This window comes from Thomasclavelia cocleata (assembly GCF_900102365.1).
Taxonomy (GTDB): domain Bacteria; phylum Bacillota_I; class Bacilli_A; order Erysipelotrichales; family Coprobacillaceae; genus Thomasclavelia; species Thomasclavelia cocleata.
The window spans coordinates 1-25,502 of the sequence record NZ_FOIN01000009.1 but is presented as its reverse complement, the minus strand read 5'-3'; the positions used below and the strand labels follow the sequence as shown (position 1 = coordinate 25,502).

Sequence of the window (25,502 nt, the reverse complement as noted above, 5' to 3'; positions counted from 1 at the left end):
ATATTTAAAAAATAAAACTAAATTTCCTTATATCTACATACATATCTTTTATATTACTTTTTTTGCACCTTATCATAAACTCAATTTAACTAAATAAAAGAGAAAATGAATAATTATTATTTAAATCACTATACTTAAATATGGAGGTAAGATAATGCATTTAGTTCCTACAGTAATTGAAAAAACAAACCAGCGTGAATATGCATATGACATTTACTCACGACTTTTAGAAGATCGAATTATTTTATTAACAGGTACCATTGATGATAAAATGGCAAGCAGTATCGTTGCTCAGCTTCTATATTTAGAGTCTATTGATAGTAATGCTGACATTTTCATGTATATAAATTCGCCAGGAGGTAGTATTAATGCTGGAATGGCCATTTATGATACCATGAATTTTATTAAATGCGATGTTTCCACTATTGTAATAGGAATGGCTGCAAGCATGGCTGCTTTTTTACTTAGTGCTGGAGTAAAAGGAAAGCGCTGTAGTCTACCAAATAGTGAAATTATGATCCATCAGCCATTAGGTGCTTTTGAAGGCCAAGCAAGTGATATAGAAATCAGTGCTAAACGTATTTTAAAACAAAAAGAAAAATTAAATAAACTTTTAAGTCAAAATACAAATCAGCCACTAAATAAAATAGTTGTTGATACAGATCGTGATCATTTTTTAGAACCCGATGAAGCATTAAATTATGGCTTAATTGATGAAATAATATAAAAGACACCAAATATAATTGATGTCTTTTATATTACTTTAGTATTTTTATATTGATAAGCTATCAAGCATGATAACCAGAACATTCCTCCTGGCAACCAAAAAACCACAAAATGATACCACTTTAATTTAATTCCCTTAAATCTATTTAGCATACCATATTTCCCTTCTCTAACTTACCTTATAATAAATCATCTAAAAAATTTGTCAATGCATTCTATGAATTATTTAATTTTTTATTCATAAAAACAACTTCATCTTTTATTGAAAAACCATTTTTTTGATAAAAATTAACACTATAAAAATTTTTCCCTGTTAATAACGTAAAGTTATCAACTTCATCTAACTCTTTTTCTAATAAAATCATCATTTTATGTCCAATCCCCATTCTTTGATACTCAGGATCCACATAAAAATCTTCAATCATCAAATCTACACTTTTAATATATGTTACTATTTTTCCACACATTACTCCAGCTATTTTATTATCAATCAAATAAACATAACATCTTGTATGTTTACCATCATCTAACTGTTCTACTCTTTGAAGTGCTCGATGATAATCCCATTCTTCATTCCAAGGGGGATTTTTAAATGCTTTAATTAATAATCTAGTAATTGTTTCATAATCACTTTTTGTTACTTTTCTAATCATTTTATACTCCACACTTATAAAAAAGCAAAACTAAATGTCTTGCTTAATTATAATCATCTTCAATTGTTGAATCAACATCTTCTTCTAATTCTTCAGAAGCTTCTTCTTCATCATCCGCATAAATATCATTCATATCAATATGAACATCACTAAATTTATGACGACTTCTCAAATCCCAATTATTTTCACCAACTGTTATAAAACGTCCATCTAATGTAATATTAGTATAAAATAATGATTCTTTATCATCTTTTTGCACATCATCAAATTTCTTCATTTGACAAACTTCTTCCCATAATTTATAAAAATTAACAGCTGATTTCTTTTTAGACATCAACTCATATGCCACATCAACCATAGACATATTATAATACTTATTCATACTATCCATTTCCATACTCCTCCTACATTTTTTCTGGGGCACTTACCCCAATTAAACTTAAAGCATTAGCCATAGTAATTCTTGTAGCTTCAACTAAAGCTAATCTTTGCCCACTTAATTCTAAATTATTTTCATCAATAACATAACATTCATTATAAAAACTATGAAATAATTGCGCTAATCTTTGTACATAGTTAGCAATTTTATGTGGAGCCCGATTAACTGCTCCATCAATTATTGTAGCTCTAAATTCATTAATATGTTTAACTAATTCAATTTCTTTATTATTAATTAATAAATCATAGTTTTGACTATATGTTACATTTGCTTTAGCAGCTTGGGCTTTAATCGAGCACATTCTTGCATGGGCATACTGAGCATAATAAACTGGATTTTCATTTGATTTAGATTTCGCTAAACCAATATCAAAGTCAAATGGTGTATTAGCTGCTTTAGAAACAAAGAAATAACGTGTTGCATCAACCCCAATTTCCTCAATTAAATCTTTGATTGTCACAGCATTTCCTGTTCTCTTTGACATTTTTACTGGTTCTCCATCATTCATCATTCTAACCATTTGAATAATGTCAATATTTAATTGATCAGCATTGTATCCTAATGCTTGAATCGCAGCTTTCATTCGATTAATATAACCATGATGATCAGCCCCTAATAAATCAACTAGATATTCATAACCACGATCTAATTTATTTAAATGATAAGCAATATCAGGTGTTAAATAAGTATATGAACCATCTCCCTTAATTAAAACCCGATCTTTATCATCACCAAATTCAGTTGACTTAAACCATAAAGCTCCATCTTCTTCATAAGTATAACCAGCTTGTTTAAGTTTTTCAATTGTCGGAATGACTCTATTTTCTTCATATAAAGAAGTCTCAGAAAACCATATATCAAATGAAACTCTAAATTCATTTAATATATCTTTTATTTTTTGTAATTCATATTCAGTTCCTTTAGCTCTAAAAAACGCAATTGCCTCTTTTTTGGATAAATTTAAATATTTATCCCCATCAGTTTCTTTAATCTTATTTGCAATATCAATTATATCTTTACCATGATATCCATCTTCAGGCATTACTGCTTCTTGATCAAACGCCTGCTTATAGCGTGCATATAATGATAATGCTAAATTATGAATTTGATTTCCTGCATCATTTATATAATATTCCCTTGTCACATCATAACCTGCAGCATCCATGATTCTACAAATACTATCACCTACTGCAGCCCCTTTTGCATGTCCTAAATGAAGATCTCCTGTTGGATTTGCAGAAACAAATTCAACATTATATTTAATACCATTACCATATTTTGTTTTCCCATAGTTTTCTTTTTCTTCTAAAACTTCTTTAATGATTGAAGTCATTGCATCTTTAGCTAAAAATAAATTGATAAATCCTGGTCCTGCAATTTCTACTTTTTCAATATTGGCAGCTTTTTTATTTAATGACTCAACTATTGTATTAGCTATTTCACGAGGATTTCTTTTTAATAACTTTGTCAACTGCATTGCTAAATTAGTTGAATAATCACCATGTGACTTATCCTTAGGTATTTCAATCGTGATATTTTCTTGATCATATTCTTCAACAAATCCACATGTAATAATCGCTTCTTTTAACACACTTTTTAAAGTTGTTTCTATCTTATTAATTGCCATTATTGTCCTCCTTACGTTTTTACCACATATCTTAATTAAATTACCATTAAACCCTTATTAAGTCAATGTTTTTAAAGTAATTTATCCAAATAGTTCATATCTTAAAATACGACAATTTAAGTTTCTTTATCATCTAACTTCCTTGATTACAACAATGGAGCAAATAACCTAAGAATTCCTTCTAACCAGCCCCTAAATTTTCCCCTTCTTACAGTATCCTCTGTTATCTCTTTACTTAAAGCAATCGTCCTTAAAAAATCTTGTTTAATATCTCTAATTGCAGGTACATCATACATATATACCCCACATTCAAAATGTAAATATAAACTACGATAATCCATATTTATCGTTCCTACTGTTGCAACTTTATCATCACTTACAAAGTTTTTAGCATGAATAAATCCTGGAGTATATTCATAAATTTTTACCCCACCCTTTACTAAAGGTTCATAATAAGAACGTGTTACCTTAAATACAATCTTTTTATCAGGTATTCCTGGTGTCACAATTCTTACATCTACTCCACGTTGAACTGCCAAACAAAGAGCATTTTTTAATTCATCATTGATAATTAAATATGGTGTATCAATATATATATATTTTTGAGCCTGGTTTATCATATTCAAATAAACATTCTTACCAACTGGTTTATTATCAAGAGGTGAATCTCCATAAGGTAGTATAAAGCCTGTTGGCTTTAAGACATGCATTGGATAATGACGAGGATGATATTTATCATAATCTTCATATGTTTTTAAAGAAGCATTCCATGTTGTCAAAAACATTAATGTTAAATTCCAGACTGCTTCTCCTTGTATCATTACACCAGTATCTTTCCAATGACCATACTTAACTTTAGCGTTAATATATTCATCAGCCAAATTAAATCCTCCACTAAAACCAACATTTCCATCAATAACAGTTATTTTCCGATGATCACGTGTATTCATTACCGCTGAAAGAAAAGGAACAAAATGATTAAATGCAATACATTTAATTCCATAATTTTCTAGTTCTCGATAATATCTAAAAGGAAGCATTGTTAATGAACCTACATCATCATACATAAAACGTACCTCAACGCCTTCTTTAACTTTTTGTTTCAAGATATTTAAAACAGCATCAAACATTTTCCCTTCTTCAACAATAAAGTATTCCATAAAAATAAAGTGCTTAGCTTTTGCTAGTTCCACTAATAAATCTGGATAAGCATCATCACCTAATGAATAATATTTGATCTTACTATTATTATAAACAGGAAACTTTTCATTTACTAAATAATTAACTTGTCCTTTTATAATTGGATCAGATATTTCATCTATTATATTATTAGGATATATATAAGGGCTAACCGCTTCATTTTGCTTATCAAAGGCAGTCTGTAATCCTTTAGCTGGTTTCTTATTACCAAAAACAACATACAATAAACCACCAAAAACTGGAAAAGACAATATTGGAATCAACCAAATAATCTTATACCCAGGATCATCATCATCATTATTTATTATATATAAAGTAACAAACATACTTAAAGCAATAAATAACCAGCGTAAAGTACTTGAATCAATGAAAAGAAAATGCATAAATGATGCAATCCAAATCATTTGAATAACAATTAAAATAATTGATACAACTATTCGATTAGATAAAAACTTTAATAACTTCATTTCAATTCTCCAATATCATATAAGAAAGCATCATATATACCTGGCTAATCAAATTAGGACCATCATATAATTCATACTTTATTTTAATAGTATTGCCAATTTCATAATATATAAGTCGTGTCCTTAATGAGATTTCACCATAATCAGTTTGATATTGATTTAAAACATCTCTTCCTGAAATCAACCGTAAAATACTATTTCCATTATATAAAATAATTTCATTTGCTTTAATTTCAATTCTAATTAATTTATCGGTCATAAAACTAATTATTTTATGATTCCCACTTTCTTCTAAATAACCTTTTTCATCAAACTTAATTACCTCTTGATGATCTTCATATTTAAAAATATTACGATATTTAACTTTAATTACTTTTTTCATTATATCACCGTGCATATTATAACACAAATCCGTCAAGAATACTTTTGGTGAGATAATGAAAAAATTAATAAAAATATTTATAACTATTTTAGCTAGTTTAGCCGGTATACTTTTGTCATTCTACATTATTGCTTACTCTATGGGAGCACCAGATTTAAATAAAAATCGATATTTAAAACTATATGATGATAACCAGGAAATATATTATCAGTCAATCAATGATTATACAGGTCATTATGTAACATTAGATAATGTTAGTAAATATTTTATAGATAGTATTGTTGCTATTGAAGATCAGCGTTTTTATGAGCATCGTGGATTTGATCCAATTGGAATTATGCGTGCTATAAAAGTAAACTTAACCAATCAAAAAAAATCACAAGGGGCAAGTACAATTACTCAACAATATGCTCGCTTATTATATTTAACTAATGAAAAATCATGGTCTAGAAAATTTAAAGAAGCATTTCTAACAATGCAATTAGAAACACATCTTAACAAGGATGATATCTTAGAAGGTTATATTAATAACGTCTATTTTGGCCATGGGATATATGGAATTGAAAATGCAGCACAATACTTTTATGGTAAGAGTGCTAAAGAACTAGATTTGAATGAAAGCAGTATGTTAGCAGGTGTTGTTAATGGACCAACATACTTTTCTCCTCTTAATGATCAAAAGGCAGCTCGTAAAAGACAAACTATTGTCTTAAACGCTCTAATTGATTGTAATAAAATTAATAATCAGCAAAAACAGCAGGTATTAAAAAGTGATCTTAATTTAGCAACAGAACATAAAATTAATGATAATCTAGCTAATAATTTTTATAAAGATACTGTCATAGATGAATTAGAAGAATTAGGATATTATAACAATACTTACTTAAATCAAGGATTAAATGTTTATACTACCTTTAATCAAGGATATCAAAAAGTACTTGAAAAAAGTGCTAAAGATTATACAAAAGATAGTGAAGTAGAGACATCTAGTATTGTCGTAGAACCTTATACAAGTAAAATACTTGCCTTGATTGGTGGTAAAGACTATACTATTTCACAATTTAATCGTGCTACTAAATCAAATCGCCAAATCGGCAGTACTGTTAAACCCTTGTTATACTACCTTGCATTAGAAAATGGCTTTACTCCATCTACTACCTTTTTAGATGAACCAACAACTTTTAAACTAGAAGATAACACTACTTATAGTCCAAGTAATTACAATAATAAATATGCTTATAAAGATATTACTTTAGCACAAGCAATTGCAGTATCTGATAATATTTTTGCAGTTAAAACTCATTTATTTTTAGGCACAGATAATCTTGCTTCATTAATTAAAAAGTTTGATATTAAAAATGTTAAATCAAATGCTTCATTAGCTCTAGGTACAGTTAATACCAATATCTATAATTTAGCTAATATGTATAATACTTTGGCTAGTGAAGGTATATATAACCATGTATATACAATTGAAAAAATCACTAATAATGAAGGCGATATTTTATATCAGCACAAAGCTGAAGATAAACAAATGTTAAATCAAGATACCTGTTTAGAACTATCACAACTTTTAACAGCAACTTTTGATAGTACATATAGTACCTACCTTCAAGCAACGATGGCTGCATATCAATTAGATAACATTAATGCCTGTAAAACAGGAAGTACAGATTTTGATAATCTTGCTGTTGCTTATAATCCTAATATTTTAGTAGCTAGCTGGGTAGGTTACGATGATAATCGAAAAATGAAAAGTACTAATGATAAGACAGTTGCTAAAAAAACAGTCGTTGATGTTTTAAACTATACCAATGAAAATAAGGATGTTACTTGGTATCAGCCTACTAAAAACATTCAAGCAATTGCAATTAATCCCCTTACAGGGGACTTTGATGAAAATGGAATAATTTATTGGTTTAAGAAAGAATAATCCGGAATTACTATAATTCCGGATAAAATATTTTATGATCAATTTTATTTTTAGTAGAATTAGTTATTGCCCCAACAATCTCTGACACTTCAGGTAAAACCTTTAATTCTCGGTTTACCAATATCTCTATCTCCCCTATTTCACTTCCATTATTATAATACAAATAAGGAATCTGACTTTGATCATCACTAACTACATAATAGCGTGGATCAAACCCCTTTTGACAATAAAATTCCATTAATTTTAACTTTTCTTCATTACTTCTTAAATCATGATACAAAAATAATTTACGATTTAAAAAACGATTACATAAATCAGCTAAAATTTTATCTTTTCCTTCACTTTGTATTCTAAAATAATATAACACTATATTTTCATCTAACTTAGTATATGCTACTTCATCTACTCTATCTTCTAAAAAAGGCATTAAATAACGAATATCCCCAAACTCATATCCTTTAATATAAAGATCCTTCATTCTTCTAAAAATACTAATTAATAACTGCTCATAACTTCTTGATGTGGGATGATAATATACTTGCCAATACATATGATACCGAGCTAAAATATAATTTTCTATTGCTTGAACACCAGAATATTTATACACAATCTTATTATTTACCACTTTCATCACTCTTAAAATCCGATATAAATCAAAATGACCATAAGTTGTTCCTGTAAAATATGAATCCCTTAATAAATAATCCATTCTATCAGCATCTAATTGACTTGATATCATTTGAATTAATATTTTATTAGGATGCTTCTTTTCAATAATACTACTTACTTTTTTAGAAAATCCAGAATCAAAATTCTCTAATATATGATTAACTTCACTATCTCCATTAATGATCTTAATTGTAAAATCTTCATGGTTTAAGCTAAATACTCCTTCAAAACAATGTGAAAATGGACCATGACCAATATCATGTAATAAAGCTGCACACATAACTGTCAGTTTATCATAATCATTAATATATTCACCAATATCACTATTAAAAATCATTTTTCGTACAATAAAATAAACCCCTAGTGAATGACAAAATCTTGAATGTTCTGCACTCTGATAAACTTGATGAGTCCCACCTAACTGTTTGATCCTTCTTAAACGCTGCATCTCTTTTGAATTAATTAGTTCTAATATAACTGGTTGATCAACATGAATATAGTTATGTATGGCATCCCTAAATACTTTGCTATCTTTTAATTTAGTATATTGTAACTTATACGCTTGTGGATTCATTTTCTCACCCCTAGATATTTTATTTTGTATTTTAATTATAATATATATTAAAAGTTTATACCATAATCTCTTTAGGTAAAATAATAGATTTATATTAAATCCTAATTCATAAAGGAAATAATATTACTATTATTCTTAGGTCTAGTTTACTACTTTTTAAACTTTGTAATATAACATATACAAAAAGAAAAGGCCATTTAGCCTTTATCCTCTGATTTATTTTTTTTCTCATAGTAATTTCTTACTAACATCTGTGTTTTTCTAATATGATGTTGAATCTTTTCTTTAGCTAGTTCTTTATCACGAGCTAAAATCGCTTCATATATTTCACGATGCTCCTTAGCTGCCGATACTAAGCGATCTGGTTGACGAATTGAATGCCTAGAAGTTACATGAATATAATAATTTATATCTGTTAGCAATTGTTCAAAATATTTTGATTGAGTACAACGATAAATTGCCTCATGAAAAGCTATATTAACTTCATTAAACCTCTCCTGATCTCCTTTTACAGCATAAAATTCCATTAAATCATATACTTCTTTAATCTTTTTTAATTCTTCATCATTTATTCTCTCTATCGCAAATTGAATCGCTAATCCTTCTAATGCATAACGAATTTCAAGCATATCATCAATATCACGATGTGAAAATCCTAAAACATAAACACCTTTATTAGGAATACTTTTTACTAAACCTTCTAATTCTAATTGCTTTAAAGCTTCACGAATCGGTGTTCTAGAAATATTTAACTCTTTAGATAAAGCAACTTCATTAAGTTTTTGACCTTGTGTGTATTCCTCATTTAAAATTTTATCACGAAGTACGGTAAAAATTTTATTTCCTAATGACCCATGTCCTGTGTTTTCTAATAAGTTCTTTGTCATAATTTACCCTAACTTTCTAATGATTGCAGCTGTAAATTCCTCAGTAGAAGCATTTCCACCAATATCTGGAGTGATTGTAACACCTTCTTCTACTACAGCAGCTAATGCAGCTTTCAATCTATTTGCATCATCTAATTTTCCTAGTGCTTCTAACATCAATACAAAAGCTAATAATAATGCACTTGGATTAGCAATACCTTTACCAGCAATATCTGGTGCGCTACCATGAACAGCTTCATAAATTCGATATTCATCACCAATATTTCCACTAGGTGCAAATCCTAAACCACCAACTAAACCTGCACATAAATCAGAAACAATATCACCATATAAATTTGGAGCTACTAATACATCAAAAGTTTCTGGACGAATTACCAATTGCATACACATATTATCAACAATAACTTCTTGTGGTTCGATTTCTGGATATTCTTTGGCAACCTCTCTAAAAGCCTCTAAAAATAAACCATCTGTATATTTCATAATATTTGCTTTATGAACAGCAGTAACTTTTTTACGACCATTATTTTTAGCATAATCAAAAGCATAACGACAAATCTTTTCACTTGCCTCACGAGTAATCAATTTGATTCCATTTGCCATATTTGGATTGATCATATATTCAATCCCTTTATACAAATCTTCTGTATTTTCACGAATCATAACTAAATCAATATCTTCATAACGGGAATTAATTCCTTTAAAAGATTTGATTGGCCGAACATTTGCATAAGTTGCAAATTGCTGACGCAATGCTACATTAACACTTCTAAATCCTGTTCCTATTGGCGTAGCTGTAGGCCCTTTTAATGCCCATTTATACTCTTTAATTGCATCTACTAAACCAGGTTCAAAAACCTCTTTTGTCTTTGTTGCATATTCAGCACCTGCCTGATATTCTACCCACTCAATATCAAGATTCATCGCTTTAGTAATATCAACTACACTTTTAGATATTTCTTTACCTATTCCATCACCTGGAATCAATACAGCCTTCATTAAAATTCCCCTCCTAGTTCTTTAATTGCATTTAATAAACCACCATAATTGATCATAACCTTTTCACGAGGTGATAATGTTAATGATGCCTCAATTGATTCATTAGTAGTCTCATTAATCACTTTTACCTTGCCATTATGATCAACAACTTCTTTAATATTTACAATTTTATAATTATCTTGATCATTAAAGAAATCTTGATCCTTTGCCTCAATAACTAATGGTAATATACCATTATTAATTAAATTTGAACGATGAATTCTTGCAAAAGATACAGCAAAAATTGCTTTAATTTTTAAATAATTTGGCACTAATGCAGCATGTTCCCTCGAACTTCCTTGACCATAATTATCTCCTCCAACAATAAAACCACCATCATTAGCAATTGCTCGATCATAAAATTCTGGATCAACTTTACTAAATGAGAATTTAGCTAAATGCGGAACATTTGAACGATATGGTAATAATTTGCTATCTGAAGGAACAATATGATCAGTTGAAATATTATCTCCAACTTTTAAAACCACTTTACCACTAATCTCATCGCTAATCTTATCACCACGAGGAACTGGTTTAATATTTGGACCCATATATACTTCATTATTTTCATCATATTCATCAATAAAGAAATTTCTATTTTTAACAAATGGTGTATTAGGTACTTCATCTAAATACATATCATCCTTAAATTCTTCTGACATATATCCTTTAATCGCACTTAAAGCTGCGATTTCAGGTGATACTAAATACACACTAGCATCATTAGTTCCTGAACGTCCTTTAAAATTACGGTTGATCGTTCTTAAAGATACTCCTTTAGAAAGTGGTGCCTGTCCCATTCCAATACATGGTCCACAACCACATTCAAGAATTCTAGCTCCTGCCTGAACCATGTCAGCTAATGCTCCATTTTGTGAAAGCATTGCTAGAATTGAACTTGATCCTGGCGCAATTACTAAAGAAACATGATTAGCAACTTTACGCCCTTTTAAAATCTTGGCAGCTTTCATCATATCAGCAAATGATGAATTAGTACAACTTCCAATTACTACCTGATTTACTTTCATTCCTTCAAGTTCTTTTACAGGTACTACTGCATCTGGACTATGAGGTTTAGCTGTCATTGGTACCAGTTTACTTAAATCAACATCTAACTCTTGATCATATGCAGCATCTTCATCTGCTTTCATTTCAATATAATCTTCCTCACGTCCCTGTTGTACTAAGTATTCTTTTGTTCTTTCATCAGTTGGAAAAACTGATGTAGTAGCTCCAAGCTCAGCTCCCATGTTACAAATCGTTGCACGATCAGTAAGTGATAATGAAGCAATTCCTTCTCCTGTATATTCAATAATTTTATTAACGCCACCTTTAACGGTTAATTGCTGTAAAATATATAAAATAATATCTTTAGCACTTACCCATGGTGCTTTTTTACCAGTTAAATTAACTTTAACTACACTAGGGCACTGTAAATAATATTTACCAGTTGCCATTGCTACAGCGACATCTAGTCCCCCTGCCCCAATAGCAATCATTCCCATTGCGCCACAAGTAGGTGTATGAGAATCAGAACCAACCAAAGTTTTCCCTGGTTTTGAAAAGTTTTCTAATTGTAATTGATGGCAAACACCATTTCCTGGTTTTGAAAAAACAATTCCATGTTTTTTCGCCACACTGCGAATAAATTCGTGATCATCCATATTTTCAAATCCTGTTTGTAACATATTATGATCTATATATGCTACTGCTTTTTCAACTGCAACATGTTTGATATTCATTGCCTCTAATTGAAGATATGCCATAGTTCCTGTAGAATCTTGTGTCAATGTTTGATCAATTTGAATTCCAATTTGTTGACCAGGAATAAGTTCTCCATCTTTAAGTTTACTGCTTAAAATTTTATATGCTAAATTCATACCCATTGCGGTATACCCCCATCTTCTTATATTGCATACAATTATACAAAAAAACAATCCTTATTACAACCCTTTGATTGAAATTTCACATAAAATGTTCTAAAAATGAAACATTATTATTACAACTATTAAATTTACATATTAATAACTCTAAAAATATGTTAAAATACATGCGGTGATAAAAATGTTAATTGAATGTTCAAATATAACAAAATCTTTTCAAGGAATTCCCTTATTAAAAGACATAACTTTTAAAATTGATGATCATGATAAAGTCGCAATTATCGGCGTCAATGGAGCCGGAAAAACTACAATACTCAAAATTATTTCTGGTGAAGAAGAATATGATAATGGTAATCTTTTTTGTAATAAAGAATTATCTTTGGGATATTTAAAACAACAGCACGATTTGAAAATGGATAAAACTGTATATGAAATCGGTTTAGATGTATTTGCGCCATTAATTGCTATAGAAAATAGACTACATGAATTAGAAGCTTTAATGTCATATGATCATAGTGAAAAAATATTAAATGAATATGACAGGTTATCACATGAATTTCAAGAATGTGATGGTTATAGTTATCCAAGTAAATTAACTGGTGTCTTAAAAGGCTTAGGATTTAGTAAAGAAGAGCTAAACTATAAAGTATCTATGTTGTCTGGTGGACAGAAAACAAGATTAGCACTAGCTAAAATGCTATTACAAGAACCAAAATTATTGTTACTTGATGAACCTACTAATCACCTTGATAGTATGGCAATTAATTTTTTAGAGGGATATTTAAAAAACTATCCCCATGCAGTTATAATTGTTAGCCATGATCGTTATTTTATTGATCAGGTTTCAAATAAAATAGTTGAAATTGAAAATGGGAAATCTAAAACATATAAATGTAAATATGATGAATATTCTCTTTTAAAAAAGAAACAACGAGCAGTTGACTTAAAGCATTATTTAAATCAACAAAAGGAGATTAAAAGAATTCAAGAAAGTATTGATACTTTAAAATCATATAATCGTGAAAAACAAGTAAAAAGAGCTGAATCTAAAGAAAAACAATTAGCAAAAATTGAACGTATTGAACGTCCAGAAAATCTACCTGATACTATTACAATTAGTTTTAAACCTAAAAGAGAAGCAGGATTTGATATTCTAAAAATAGAAGATTTAGCTGTAAAATTTGATGAAATATTATTTAAGAATATTAATATTGATATAAAAAAACAAGAACGTGTTGCTCTTGTAGGAGATAATGGAATTGGTAAAACAACTTTATTTAGAACCATTTTAAATGACCTTCTTCCTTATCAAGGAAAAATAAAGTTTGGCAGTAAAGTAGATTTAGCATATTATGATCAAGAACATCAAACACTATCAATGAATAAAACAATTTTTGATGAAATCAGTGATAACTTTCCTAAAATGACTAATACTGAAATCCGTAACAGTTTAGCTTTATTTAATTTTAAAAGCGATGATGTTTTTAAAGAAATCTCTCTTTTATCTGGTGGTGAAAAAGGACGAGTTGTTTTAACAGAAATCTTATTAAAACAGGCTAATTTTTTAGTTCTTGATGAACCTACTAACCACTTAGATATAGCATCTAAAGAAGTACTTGAAGATGCTTTAAATCAATTTGAAGGAACTATTTTCTTTATCAGTCATGACCGCTATTTTATCAATAAAGTAGCTACTAGAGTTATTGAACTCACTAATAACAAAGCTATTAGCTATGATGGTAATTATGATACATATTTTAGTAATAAAATTATTAATCAGCCTGTAAAAAAAGAAAACGTTGATTATTTAAATATGAAACAACAAAATGCATTGTATCGTAAACAACAAAATAAAATAAAAAAAGTAGAAACACAAATTTCTAACTTAGAAAATCAAATTAATATGTTAAATAATCAATTACAAGATGAATCTGTATTAAATGATTATCAAAAGTACAATCAAATCAATGATGAAATTAATTTATTAGAAAATAATTTAAATGAATTAATGGAAGAATGGGAAGCCCTTCAATAAGGGCTTTTTTTATAATTTTTTTACATTTAAAATACAATAATTCTCATCTACTCCAGACCCCTCACAATCAATATAATTAACCTTTACAACACAATTTACTTTATTATTATCATCATGTAAAGATACAAGATCCCCCATTTGAATTCCTTCTTCTTTACAAACAATTAAATGACTTATTGAACCTCTTTCTATCATATCAAAGCTTTCACTATCAACTAACAAATCTATCACAATAATGCTCCTTTCAAAAAATACTTAGTAAAAAATTTTACTATGTAGTCAAAATCAGTTGATTAATTTTCTACCATTTATTTTAATTTCTATAGTTTTATCTTGATAATCATTTGTCAACATAACTTCCTTTTCTAATTCTTCTTTTCTTTGAATCCACATTATCCAAAGAGGATATATAATAAACCTTAAAGTTACAGTTATTGCTAAAAGACCTAGTGTAATAGATACACCTAAGATCAATGGTTTTATTGACATATTTTTAACCTCCATATTGACTATCTACTCTATCTATATTCATGAAATACTAATTTATGCAATTAACTAAAAGACTACCTATCTACTTAACCATATTTTATTTAAATATTTTGTCTAATTATGATAGATTCATAACTAATTATTAACAAAAAAAGGAATTGATCTAATCAATCCCTTAAATCATTATCTTCTTCATACTTAATAATCTCACCAGTATCTGCATTAATTTCAATCTCATATTCTTTATTACCATTTTTGATTTCTATTTCATACTTCTTAATACCATCATCATAATCTAATTCACTTTTAGTTAAATAACCTTCACCAACACGTTCTAAAGCAATCTGCTGTGCTTGTTCAATAGTGATTAATGTATTTGTATTTGCTGGTTCAACTGGATTAGAATTTATTTTTATATAATCATCATCTTTTTCCATTTTTAAAACTTTACCACTATTTGCATCTATTTCTACTTCATATTTTTCAGTATCTGTGATAATTGTAAAATCGTAGTAACTTACTCCATCTTCTTTATCTTCCTTAGCTTTTAAAACCTTTCCTGCGACTTCTTTTAAAGCAATTTCTTGAGCTTCTTCTATAGTTAAAGCATTAACTTTTTGATTGCACCCAACTAAAGCAATTGTAATTAAAACTAATAATATAATTTTTTTCATTTTTCTGTCCTCTTCTCAAATATAATTGTAAAAATTGTATATTCATTAATAATACTTTCAACACTAATTTCATATCCATAATAACTGCATATTCTTTTAGCTATTGCTAAACCTAATCCAAAATTATTATTACTTTGACTTCGGGCTTCATCCACTCGATAAAACCGATCAAATATATATGGGATTTTCTCTTCAGCAATACCAATACCATAATCTTTTATTTTTAATTCAATACCATCATAATATATTTCTATTCTACCTTTATCTTCTTTAGCATATTTAATAGCATTATCAATCAAAATAATTAAAAGTTGTTTTAAATGTTCAAAACGAATCCAAATTTTAGTAGCTGAATTAAGATAAATATCAAAATCAAACTCAGGATGAACTTCTTTAAAATCACTAATCGTATCTTTAATTACAATAGATAAATCAACTGGCTCTTCACAACTAGTATCCACATCTCTTGTTAAATGCAATAATTCATTACACAATTGAGCTAAGCGTCCAACTTCCTTACTTGTCACTTCAAGAGAATTATTTAAAATAGTTAGATCATCTTTCCCCCATCGTTGAAGCATGTCAAGATTACCTTTTATGATTGCTAGTGGTGTTTTCAATTCATGAGAAGCATCACTTACAAACTGATTTTGTTGCATCATAGAGCGCTCAACCTGATCTAATGTTTCATTGAATTCTCTACCTAATAAAGCTAATTCATCATTTCCCTCAATAACTAATCGGCGACTTAACCCTTTATTTTTAATTTCTTGTATATTTTTTGTGAATTGATCAACAGTTTTAAGAAATCTTTTACTAATCATCACACTACAAATTATACTAGCAAACAATGCAACTACAATTAAAATACCTAATAACAAAATAACAATTCCCGCCACAGGTGTAATCAAATTCTCATCCATTGCATAGATTTTACCAATAATCAACATATAATATCCCATATAAAGAAGAATAATCAAACTAAAGACAATAATTACTGCCATGATAATACTTGAAGTACTCCTAATTAATTGTTGACGTAACGATTTTAATTTCATGATAAACGATACCCAACACCACGAACTGTTTCAATTTTAATACCAGCTATTTTATTTCTTAAATAACGAATATATACTTCCACCACATTAGTTGATACTTCATCATCATAGCCCCAAACTTCATCTAAAATCATATCTCGTCTAACAACATTACCACCATTTTTAACTAATAAAGTTAATAGATCAAATTCAGTTGCTGTTAAAACTATTTCTTTATCCTTAAAATAAACCTTCCGTTTACTAGTATCTATTCTTATATCACTATAACTATACTCAAGTTCAGCTTTTTGAATGTTTATTCTTCTCAATAACGCACTGATTCGAGCTAATAACTCTTCCATTGCAAATGGTTTAGCTAAATAATCATCTGCTCCAACCTGTAGTCCATTTACCTTATCCATTACTTCATCACGAGCAGTTAACATAATCACTGGTGTCTGTTTAACTTCTCTTAAACGTCGACATAATTCAATTCCATTTATTCGCGGCAACATCAGATCTAACAAAATTAGTTCATAATCATTTTTTAAAGCCATTAATAATCCTTTTTCACCATCAAATGCCTGATCACACTGATAACCTGAATGAGTCAGTTCAAGTTTTAATAAATCTGACATATTTTTTTCATCTTCAATTATTAATATTGCCATTTTCACCTCTCCTTATATTCATATCCAATAATTTTTCCACTTTTAGCATCTACACTAACTTCAATATAATCTTGCTGTTGATTCTCTATTTCAATTTCATAAAATATTTTCATATTTTCATATTCTATTGAAGAAGATATGATTGTTCCTGGAAATTGTTTTAATGCTGCTACATGAGCCTCACTTTTTGAATAATTAATATTATTTAAAGTTGTATGTAAAATATAAATACCAGATCCTATAACAATGACTATTAACAAGATTGCAATAATAATAATTTGTTTTTTATAATTTATTAACTTTTCCATCTATATCTCCTTTCCATCTATATCATAACCTTTTTTTAATAATTATTGCTTAAAAAATGATAATAATAAAATAAGAATTTTCTCATTTTATAAAAAAAGACAGTATTGATTTATAAGGTCCTCTCTTACTCTAGGGTAAACTTTTAAAGGAGACTTCTTATATTATCAATTAATTCAATAATATTTAAAATCTCCTATTTACCCATTTTTTAGTAAGAACCATTTACAATACTACCCTTTTTAATTATCCATTGATCTGTATATTCTCTATAAAATAAATCTACTTCCCTTACCGATCTTTTACCATCCTTATTATACATTACCCCAAAACCATCTAACTTATCATCGGTATAACTTAAACACACAAAATAATGATCTTTATATAAAAATCATTAAATTCTACAAACTCAAATTGCTTTGCTAGATCTCTTTACTATTATGCAAGATATCAACATCTAAACCAATAAAACTAATAAATACCTTTTTATAACAGTCCTTTCTATATTAATTAAAATAATATGGAATTAATATATTTATTTACCATCTTCTTTATATTCTTGTAAATACTTTTCAATAAACTTAATTAACTCTCTTTTACTAATTCCTAACTCTTTCAACCAATCATTGAAATCCTGCCATAACTTACTATCTTCTTCATTTTTTGATAATATAATATTATCCTTTGCTTGAACAATTAATTCATTATCCATACTTATAGACAAATTACTATAATGATATTGTATCGCCCTATCATCTTCAAAAATATATTTAACCATTTTATCAGCTCCACCAAGCCACATTGTCACACTAACTTCTGAAGAATCTTCTTGATTAATTTCATATGAATAAGGTTTTTGATTCAATAACAAATCTTTAACATAATAATTGCGATAATAAACTAAACCCACTATCATTAAAATAATAACCATCACTATTAACAATACTTTATATTTTTTCATACCTATCATCCTAATTTAAATATATAATTTGATCAGCAATATCTTTAAAAACTGGATCATGACTAACAACTACAATTGTTTTACCACTATCCTGCATTCTTTTTAATAGTTTAATTATTATTTCTCTGTTACTTTCATCAAGTGATCCTGTGGGTTCATCAGCTAAAATTAAATCACACTGTTTTAATAATAATCTAGCAATTGCTACTCTTTGTTGTTCTCCCCCTGAACATTTGTATATTTTCTTATTTTCATAACCTTCTAACTGAACCTCTTTTAGTACTTCTTTTATTTTTTCTTTTTTATCAGCTTTTATATTATCTAGCGCTAACTTAAGATTATACTCTACTGTCTCGTTTTCAACTAATGCAAAATTTTGAAAAAGATAACCTATTTTCTCTCTTAACATTTTTTCTGCCTTTCTAGAAAATGGTTTAATGTTTTTTTCACCAAATAAAATAACATCCCCACTATCAGCTTTATCAAGTAAACCAATAATATTTAATAATGTTGATTTCCCAGAACCTGATACTCCCATTACAACATTAAAAGTATTTTCTTCAACTTCAAAATTAAATTTATCAAATATTATATTATCTTGATATGATTTATTCATATTAATTATTTTAATAACTTTCATTTTATAATTTCTCTCCTTTCAGCCAATTAACCATTTTTTTATTTTCAAAATAAATTATACATATTATTTCAATTATTATTTCCATCAACATAAAACAACTTACAAATAAAATACGATTATTAAAAGAGAGATTTAGCTTAAAACTTCCAAATAATATTATTGCATAAGCTAACAAATTAAGCATAAATAAATTAGTATGCCTTTTAATTCTAGAAAAACCAAAAATATAATTAATTGATATTTCTTTACCCTTTTCCTCTAAATAAGTAAAGATACTTTGAAATACTAAAGTCAGATAAACAATTAAATAAATTCCCAAATTAACTCCAAACTCAATCAATGCAGATTTACTTTGATCCATGAAATAATCATAATAATATTTGGCATTGATAATATTAACCTTTATTCCATTTAATTCTTCTAATTCTTTTTTCAATTCACTAACATTATCAGTTTTAATTCCTAAATTTGTAATCCTTGTTTCAAAAATTGAATATTCTGTTTCCAATAAAATAATTGGGTTTGTTAAATAATAAATATCTTCAATATGATAATTTAAAAACTCTCCAGGATTTTTAATATATACGATTTCCACACTAGATGGATAACGTGATAAATCTTGATCTTTATACATTTCAGGCACCAACAATGTCCCATGTGGATACTTATTATAATCAAATTTCTTTCCATCTAACGTTTTAATATTATGATTTCTTAAATAATATTCGTTTGCATGAATATACGGATATGGATAGATACTTTCATAATCATTAGTTAATTCTGCTACCTTAATATTTGCAAAATAATCTGTAAAATCAGCATAATAACAATCATCTTTATAGTATGCAAATATTTCTTTACTCTTTTCTGGTACTTCATTTAAAAAATATAAGTCTGTTATTTCTTCTTTTAAACCTTTAACTTTCAAATAGTTCATTAAATATGGTAATGATTCTTTTAATGAAGTAATAAATGGTGTCATTAAAAAGATAATCATAACTATTTTAATAATCATTTGCATATTAAATAATCTTTGAAAATAATTTTTATTATTTAAATATTTTAAATTACAGCTCAAATAAATAAAAATCCAGTTAAATAGAAAAATAATCAATAAAATTCCAGCAAAATAAATATTAAATGGTAAAATCATTTTCAATAATTCAATAGTAGCCTTATTAATATCCTGGCATAAAACAAAATAAGACAATAAATTAGTAATTATAAAAATAATTTGAGATATAAATATTATTCTAAAAAACTCATATCCAGCTATTTTTATAGAAGATGTTCCCATCATTCTTCTAATCATATACTGGCGATTTTTTCTAATAATAATCGTAGACATAACTGTAACAAAAATAATTATTAATATTATTAATGCATTTTTTAAATTATCAAAAATATAATTATTCTCAATATCTTCATCATGTACTCGTGTTTCATTTGATACAGAAACACTATTATCTGTTTTTTGTAAATATTCTTGCAAATCATTTATAAAACCATCATCTTTACTATATATAGTTAAATATAAATATTTTAACTGTTCAAATCCTGTATTATCTAAAGCATTATATTGATAAATATTTATTTTTCTTTTGATTTTATCAAAAAAACTATTATTTAATATCTTAATTTTTCCTACATTTTCTTTACTATTATGAGTAGAATAATACTGCTTACCTGTTAAATCAGAAAAATCTATTTTTTTACCATCAACATCAATACATATACCATTTAACAAATCAGAATGATTAGAATATATATAATAATTTTGATTTGTGTATAATCCTGCATCATCAAGAGTATTATCTAATGCAATAACTACTAAATCATTCTCCTTAGCATATAATCCAATCTGTTGATAAATATCAGTAAATTTACTATTTTCAAATGATACATATACATTAAAGTTATTTAATTTCAGATCAGCTTTTACACTCAAATTTAATTCATTTAATTTAGATGCCTCATCAATATTTTTTTCATTAAACGTATAATATACTAATGAAAAAGAAATAAGCATAACTACTACCATTAATAACTTCTTCATTTTCTTTCACCACCTTAACAACTTATCTTAAAAATGCTTTTCACATTTAAGGAAAAGCATTTATTAGGGTTTAATTTGTATACTTCATATATGTATGACAATGATTAGTATTATTTAATATATATTGATAATTATAATGTACATCAGTATCTTTCTTTCCAGCATCAATACCACCACTAGCCAAAACTGGGCCATTTATCGAAGCTGTATCTCGCAATCTCATTATATAAGTATATCTATCTGAACTTCCTGTATATTTTCCTACAATAAACATTGTATAAGTTTCATCAGGTGTAGATATTGTTGCTTCAGCAACATTTCTTGATGTTTTACACCCTATTCCTGCATCAACAGCATAAATAGAATTCTCAAACATGATTAATCCTAAAATAAACATAAATTAGACTCTTTTTATTTGATCCATTAATAAATTCAAAAAATATTATAAAATGGTATTATCTCTTAATAATTTTAAATATTTCAATATCTTACTTATATATTAATATATTTTAAACACTAAATCTATATCTCTGGCACGAATGACATATTTTTGGCACGAATAGCACATTTTATTTAAAAGTAAATATAGAAAGCTTGTATATAATTATTATAAGTGTTATATAAGGTCCAGAAAGAATAATCAATATTAACAATTACATAAATATGAAAAATAGTATCTGCTTCTTTATCATATCTCATATAAAGTATTTGTTTATCTTAATTCATTAAATAACATTTCATTGATATAAAATCCTTTAATCTTTTCTTATTATAACATATGTTATTAAATGCTTTATTAAGGTTAAATAGAATATTTAAATTTATTATTCAAGTATTCATGAAATATTTGCATTGAAAAGAAAAAGTTGACAATCAAACTCCCTTTTCTTACAATATTAATATCTATAGAAGGTAGTGTGAATCAAACATCTATTGGTTTTCAACACTACCTTTTTATCTTATTATCCTTTGACCTGTATATTTTCTAAAAAAATCTACATCTCTTACTGCCCTTTTACATACATTACATTGCACCAAAACATCTAGTTTATATTACTATCCCCCTTTTTATTAGTATAAAATCCTCCCCTCTCTTTTAACCAATCATCCATGTGTGTTGAATTTGATGTTGCTTTATCAATAAGTTCCTTAGCTTTAATTAAATTATCAGCTGGTATCACTAATAACGCATCCTTTTTTATTACCTGTTTTACTTTATCATCTACATTTTCATCAATAACTATGCAACATACTAACATATCCCATGACTTTGATGCAGCAATTATTTTACATATTGATTCCTTATTCCCTATCCCTATACTTGTATATATAGAGTTATCATAAAATTCACTATAAAAGAAACCATTATCATAATCAAAAGAACTTTTAGAATCATAATATACTTCTTTTTGTGAAAAAATACTAAATCCATTTACTAAGATATTACCTTGAATAACATCATTTTTATTATTAAATAAATAATCAAGATTCTCCCCTACTACTTCTGTTTCAATAATTTCATAATCACTTTCAGCCAAATCATAGACTAAACACCCTTTTGTAGATAAATAAAAATTTTTTTCTCTAGGATTATAGTAAGCTTTAATCAGAAATTCTGTCATTCCTAGAGTAACAATAACAGCAATTAGTACAATTGTATATAAAATATATTTTTTTATTTTCATACTATATAATATATATTTTCCTTTCTATCAACCTTTATCTATGATTAATTATTGTAGACTTGCATTCTTCATCAAAGTTAGATATGTTTTTATAATTTTAAATTTATATTAGTAAATTTTATTGCAGATAATTAACTTATAAAATTTGAAATAAAAAATAAACTTCTAGAATAATATCTCTCCTTTATTTAACAGCTCATTAAATTCTAAATATGGTATTACCTTTACAAATATATTAAACAAATGTTTTAAATACACAATAATAGAACAAAAAATACTAAAAATTATTTTAATCTGTTTATATTATAGCTATATCTTACTTACATATTAATATATTCTAAACACTAAATCTATGTCTCTGGCACATATGACATATTTTTGGCACGAATAACACATTTTATTTAAAAATATGTCTTAAAATCACTTTACTCAATCTCTTTTATAACTATATTAGTAATTATTAAATCTATTTGTTTCATTCGTTTTTCAAATTCTAAAATTAGCTTATTTATTTGCTCTAAATCCATATCAGTATACATTTGAAACTCTTTTAAATTCATCAATTTTACCATCTTGTTTAGTTAAATCAAATCTAGAAAGCTTGTATATAATTATTATAAGTGTTATATAAGGTCCAGAAAGAATAATCAATATTAACAATTTCATAAATATGAAAATAGTATCAGTATCTTTAGTATATTTCATATAAAGTATTTGTTTATCTTAATTCATTAAATAACATTTTTATTATAATATATGTTATTTAATACTTTATTAAAGTTAAATAGAATATTTGAATTTATTATCCAAGTATTCATAAAATATTTGCATTGAAAAGAAAAAGTTGACAATCAAACTCCCTTTTCTTACAATATTAATATATACAGTAAATAATAGGGAGAGAACATAATCATGATAATTGCATTAATTGATAGTAATAATGAAGAGTTAGATATTACTAATTCTTTCATTAAAAATGAAATACAAAAATATACTTCTAATTTTATTATTGAAAAAATAGATAATCCATTAACATTAGATTTTAACAAATATTATAATGTTCTATTTTTAGAAATTGAAATGCCAAAAGATGGTATTGAACTAGCAAAAGAATATCTTAAATATCATAAAACAACAAAAATCATTTTTATTAGTAATAATATTGAACGAGTATTTGATACATTTGATGTACATCCATTTTATTTTATTAAAAAAGAATATTTAAAAAGTACTATTTCAAAAGTTATTAAATCACTAATTAATAAAATAGATATTAATAATGCATATATATCTGTTAAAACTGATATTGGTTTAATTGATATACAAGTAAATAGCATAAAATATATTAAAAGTGATAAACACTATTGCTTATTCTTTACAACAGATGAAATATATAAAGTTCGTGATACTATTAGCAATATTCTTTTAAAAATAACTAGTAAGAATTTTTCTCGTATTCATCAATCAATAATCGTAAATTGGCAATATGTTGAAGAATTTAGATACAATACAATTAAAATAGACCAAGAATATTTACCAATAAGCAGAACTTATTTAACTGAATGCAAGAAAATATATACAATTTTTATTAAGAACCAAATTTAATATCTGTCTTTAAAAATATTTTAGTGATAATAATTTTATTCCAAACAAACATCTCATCAAATAATATCATAATCAAAAATGGATATTAATATTGTTGAAAATATATTAATAATATTATAAAAAATTTATTTCTACTATTTTAGCCATTTTTATTATTATAATAGTATTAACTGTTAAAATAGAATACAGTATTCACTATTACATTCATCCCATAAAAAAGAATAAAATATATTCCACTATTTACAACTGTTAAAATAAGAACTATAAATCAGTCACAATAGATGTTATATGTATACAAATATTATTATATGAAATGATATGCCTTAATAGGGATAAAGAAAAATCATATTTGATATCTAAAATAATAAGTATGAACCATTAAACCAAATTGACAGTGAATAGATGAAAAAAGCAAGAAATTACTGACAGAAGAATAAATATATCAATTAATGGTATTGGTTTTTTGTGATATTTTATTATTATCATACAAGATGAAACTCAATTTTGGCGAGAGGGGTAACCAAATAATTTAGGGGGAAAGCCAAATTATTTGGGGGTCAACTTTAGGGGTGCTAAAAAAAGTCTGTTGAAATTTAGGGGACACTTTAGGGGATAACCTAAAACTGATGAATAAAGAAGTTCAATAGGGAACAATCAAAAATGGTTGTTCCCCTTTATTTCGTCTAGATACTTTTATATTTTATTTTTTAAATTTATAAACTTCTTTTTTGGATTTTGGAGTAGAGAGAATGGATTCGTTTTTTCTGTTGGCCCAAATCAATCTGCTACGTGCATATTCAAAATTATCTAATCCTCTGGAATTTCTTTTGAAATCTTTAGGAGTTCTATTATAACCTTCCATAGG

Annotated in this window: 26 protein-coding genes; 4 read left to right on the top strand and 22 right to left on the bottom strand. The window is 26.8% G+C overall.

Annotation, left to right across the window (positions count from 1 at the left end; translation table 11 throughout):
- The first annotated feature begins 154 nt into the window (after positions 1-154).
- Complete coding sequence (locus tag BMW96_RS05435; protein ID WP_092353294.1) at positions 155-727, top strand: ATP-dependent Clp protease proteolytic subunit; 573 nt, start codon at positions 155-157, stop codon at positions 725-727.
- Positions 728-941: 214 nt separating this feature from the next.
- On the opposite strand, the gene BMW96_RS05430 is transcribed toward BMW96_RS05435, so the two are convergent.
- The 5 genes from BMW96_RS05430 to BMW96_RS05410 form a co-directional block, all read right to left on the bottom strand.
- Entirely contained in the window at positions 942-1,379 is a 438-nt protein-coding gene (locus BMW96_RS05430) for a GNAT family N-acetyltransferase (protein ID WP_092353292.1), read from the bottom strand.
- A 43-nt stretch (positions 1,380-1,422) separates the two neighbouring features.
- Positions 1,423-1,770, bottom strand: a complete 348-nt coding sequence (rpoE, locus tag BMW96_RS05425; RefSeq protein ID WP_092353397.1) for a DNA-directed RNA polymerase subunit delta — start codon at positions 1,768-1,770, stop codon at positions 1,423-1,425.
- Between the two features lie 13 nt (positions 1,771-1,783).
- The gene (gene argS / locus BMW96_RS05420) at positions 1,784-3,445 is read right to left on the bottom strand and encodes an arginine--tRNA ligase (RefSeq protein WP_092353290.1); all 1,662 of its coding nucleotides are present in this window, start codon (positions 3,443-3,445) and stop codon (positions 1,784-1,786) included.
- 146 nt (positions 3,446-3,591) lie between these two features.
- On the bottom strand, positions 3,592-5,112 hold the full coding sequence (gene cls, locus BMW96_RS05415; protein WP_092353287.1) for a cardiolipin synthase: 1,521 nt from the start codon (positions 5,110-5,112) through the stop codon (positions 3,592-3,594).
- Position 5,113: 1 nt separating this feature from the next.
- On the bottom strand, positions 5,114-5,494 hold the full coding sequence (locus BMW96_RS05410) for a DUF1934 family protein (protein WP_244881262.1): 381 nt from the start codon (positions 5,492-5,494) through the stop codon (positions 5,114-5,116).
- Between the two features lie 55 nt (positions 5,495-5,549).
- On the opposite strand from BMW96_RS05410, the gene BMW96_RS05405 reads away from it, so the two are divergent.
- Positions 5,550-7,427 (top strand): transglycosylase domain-containing protein, encoded by a 1,878-nt coding sequence (locus BMW96_RS05405; RefSeq protein WP_177165817.1) that lies wholly within the window; start codon positions 5,550-5,552, stop codon positions 7,425-7,427.
- A gap of 10 nt (positions 7,428-7,437) precedes the next feature.
- Here BMW96_RS05405 and BMW96_RS05400 read toward each other — a convergent pair whose 3' ends face one another.
- From BMW96_RS05400 to BMW96_RS05385, 4 genes are all read right to left on the bottom strand, one after another.
- A complete protein-coding gene (locus BMW96_RS05400) occupies positions 7,438-8,670 on the bottom strand; it encodes an HD domain-containing protein (RefSeq protein WP_092353281.1) in 1,233 nt (410 codons plus the stop codon).
- 197 nt (positions 8,671-8,867) lie between these two features.
- Positions 8,868-9,557: a GntR family transcriptional regulator gene (locus BMW96_RS05395; protein ID WP_092353279.1), complete on the bottom strand. Its 690-nt coding sequence runs from the start codon at positions 9,555-9,557 to the stop codon at positions 8,868-8,870.
- 3 nt (positions 9,558-9,560) lie between these two features.
- Positions 9,561-10,556: an isocitrate/isopropylmalate dehydrogenase family protein gene (locus BMW96_RS05390; protein ID WP_092353277.1), complete on the bottom strand. Its 996-nt coding sequence runs from the start codon at positions 10,554-10,556 to the stop codon at positions 9,561-9,563.
- The gene (locus BMW96_RS05385; RefSeq protein WP_092353275.1) at positions 10,556-12,481 is read right to left on the bottom strand and encodes an aconitate hydratase; all 1,926 of its coding nucleotides are present in this window, start codon (positions 12,479-12,481) and stop codon (positions 10,556-10,558) included. The genes BMW96_RS05390 and BMW96_RS05385 overlap by 1 nt, the downstream gene beginning before the upstream one ends.
- A gap of 178 nt (positions 12,482-12,659) precedes the next feature.
- Here BMW96_RS05385 and BMW96_RS05380 point away from each other — a divergent pair, with 178 nt between their 5' ends.
- Complete coding sequence (locus tag BMW96_RS05380; RefSeq protein ID WP_092353273.1) at positions 12,660-14,513, top strand: ABC transporter ATP-binding protein; 1,854 nt, start codon at positions 12,660-12,662, stop codon at positions 14,511-14,513.
- 9 nt (positions 14,514-14,522) lie between these two features.
- Here the strand turns inward: BMW96_RS05380 and BMW96_RS05375 are convergent, their stop codons facing one another.
- From BMW96_RS05375 to BMW96_RS14630, 13 genes are all read right to left on the bottom strand, one after another.
- A complete protein-coding gene (locus BMW96_RS05375; protein WP_092353271.1) occupies positions 14,523-14,744 on the bottom strand; it encodes a hypothetical protein in 222 nt (73 codons plus the stop codon).
- Positions 14,745-14,798: 54 nt separating this feature from the next.
- On the bottom strand, positions 14,799-15,002 hold the full coding sequence (locus BMW96_RS05370) for a hypothetical protein (protein ID WP_092353269.1): 204 nt from the start codon (positions 15,000-15,002) through the stop codon (positions 14,799-14,801).
- A 167-nt stretch (positions 15,003-15,169) separates the two neighbouring features.
- On the bottom strand, positions 15,170-15,676 hold the full coding sequence (locus tag BMW96_RS05365; protein ID WP_092353267.1) for a PepSY domain-containing protein: 507 nt from the start codon (positions 15,674-15,676) through the stop codon (positions 15,170-15,172).
- Positions 15,673-16,734 (bottom strand): sensor histidine kinase, encoded by a 1,062-nt coding sequence (locus BMW96_RS05360; protein WP_092353265.1) that lies wholly within the window; start codon positions 16,732-16,734, stop codon positions 15,673-15,675. Before BMW96_RS05360 ends, BMW96_RS05365 begins: the two co-directional genes overlap by 4 nt.
- Positions 16,731-17,384 carry a response regulator transcription factor gene (locus BMW96_RS05355; RefSeq protein WP_092353263.1) on the bottom strand — a complete coding sequence of 218 codons (654 nt, stop codon included), beginning with the start codon at positions 17,382-17,384 and terminating at the stop codon, positions 16,731-16,733. Before BMW96_RS05355 ends, BMW96_RS05360 begins: the two co-directional genes overlap by 4 nt.
- 2 nt (positions 17,385-17,386) lie before the next feature.
- Positions 17,387-17,692: a PepSY domain-containing protein gene (locus BMW96_RS05350; protein WP_092353261.1), complete on the bottom strand. Its 306-nt coding sequence runs from the start codon at positions 17,690-17,692 to the stop codon at positions 17,387-17,389.
- 209 nt (positions 17,693-17,901) lie between these two features.
- A complete protein-coding gene (locus BMW96_RS14070) occupies positions 17,902-18,057 on the bottom strand; it encodes a hypothetical protein (RefSeq protein ID WP_157796072.1) in 156 nt (51 codons plus the stop codon).
- 168 nt (positions 18,058-18,225) lie between these two features.
- Complete coding sequence (locus BMW96_RS05345) at positions 18,226-18,651, bottom strand: hypothetical protein (RefSeq protein WP_092353257.1); 426 nt, start codon at positions 18,649-18,651, stop codon at positions 18,226-18,228.
- Between the two features lie 10 nt (positions 18,652-18,661).
- Positions 18,662-19,291, bottom strand: a complete 630-nt coding sequence (locus tag BMW96_RS05340; protein WP_092353255.1) for a putative bacteriocin export ABC transporter — start codon at positions 19,289-19,291, stop codon at positions 18,662-18,664.
- A 1-nt stretch (position 19,292) separates the two neighbouring features.
- Positions 19,293-21,347, bottom strand: a complete 2,055-nt coding sequence (locus BMW96_RS05335; protein WP_092353253.1) for a DUF1430 domain-containing protein — start codon at positions 21,345-21,347, stop codon at positions 19,293-19,295.
- Between the two features lie 70 nt (positions 21,348-21,417).
- Positions 21,418-21,744 (bottom strand): hypothetical protein, encoded by a 327-nt coding sequence (locus tag BMW96_RS05330; protein ID WP_092353251.1) that lies wholly within the window; start codon positions 21,742-21,744, stop codon positions 21,418-21,420.
- A gap of 646 nt (positions 21,745-22,390) precedes the next feature.
- Positions 22,391-23,032: a hypothetical protein gene (locus BMW96_RS05325; RefSeq protein ID WP_092353249.1), complete on the bottom strand. Its 642-nt coding sequence runs from the start codon at positions 23,030-23,032 to the stop codon at positions 22,391-22,393.
- A 425-nt stretch (positions 23,033-23,457) separates the two neighbouring features.
- Positions 23,458-23,592 carry a hypothetical protein gene (locus BMW96_RS14630; RefSeq protein ID WP_257606866.1) on the bottom strand — a complete coding sequence of 45 codons (135 nt, stop codon included), beginning with the start codon at positions 23,590-23,592 and terminating at the stop codon, positions 23,458-23,460.
- A gap of 352 nt (positions 23,593-23,944) precedes the next feature.
- Between BMW96_RS14630 and BMW96_RS05320 the strand changes: the two genes are divergently transcribed.
- Positions 23,945-24,637, top strand: coding sequence for a LytR/AlgR family response regulator transcription factor (locus tag BMW96_RS05320; RefSeq protein ID WP_092353247.1), 693 nt, complete (start codon positions 23,945-23,947; stop codon positions 24,635-24,637).
- Positions 24,638-25,502: the final 865 nt, after the last annotated feature.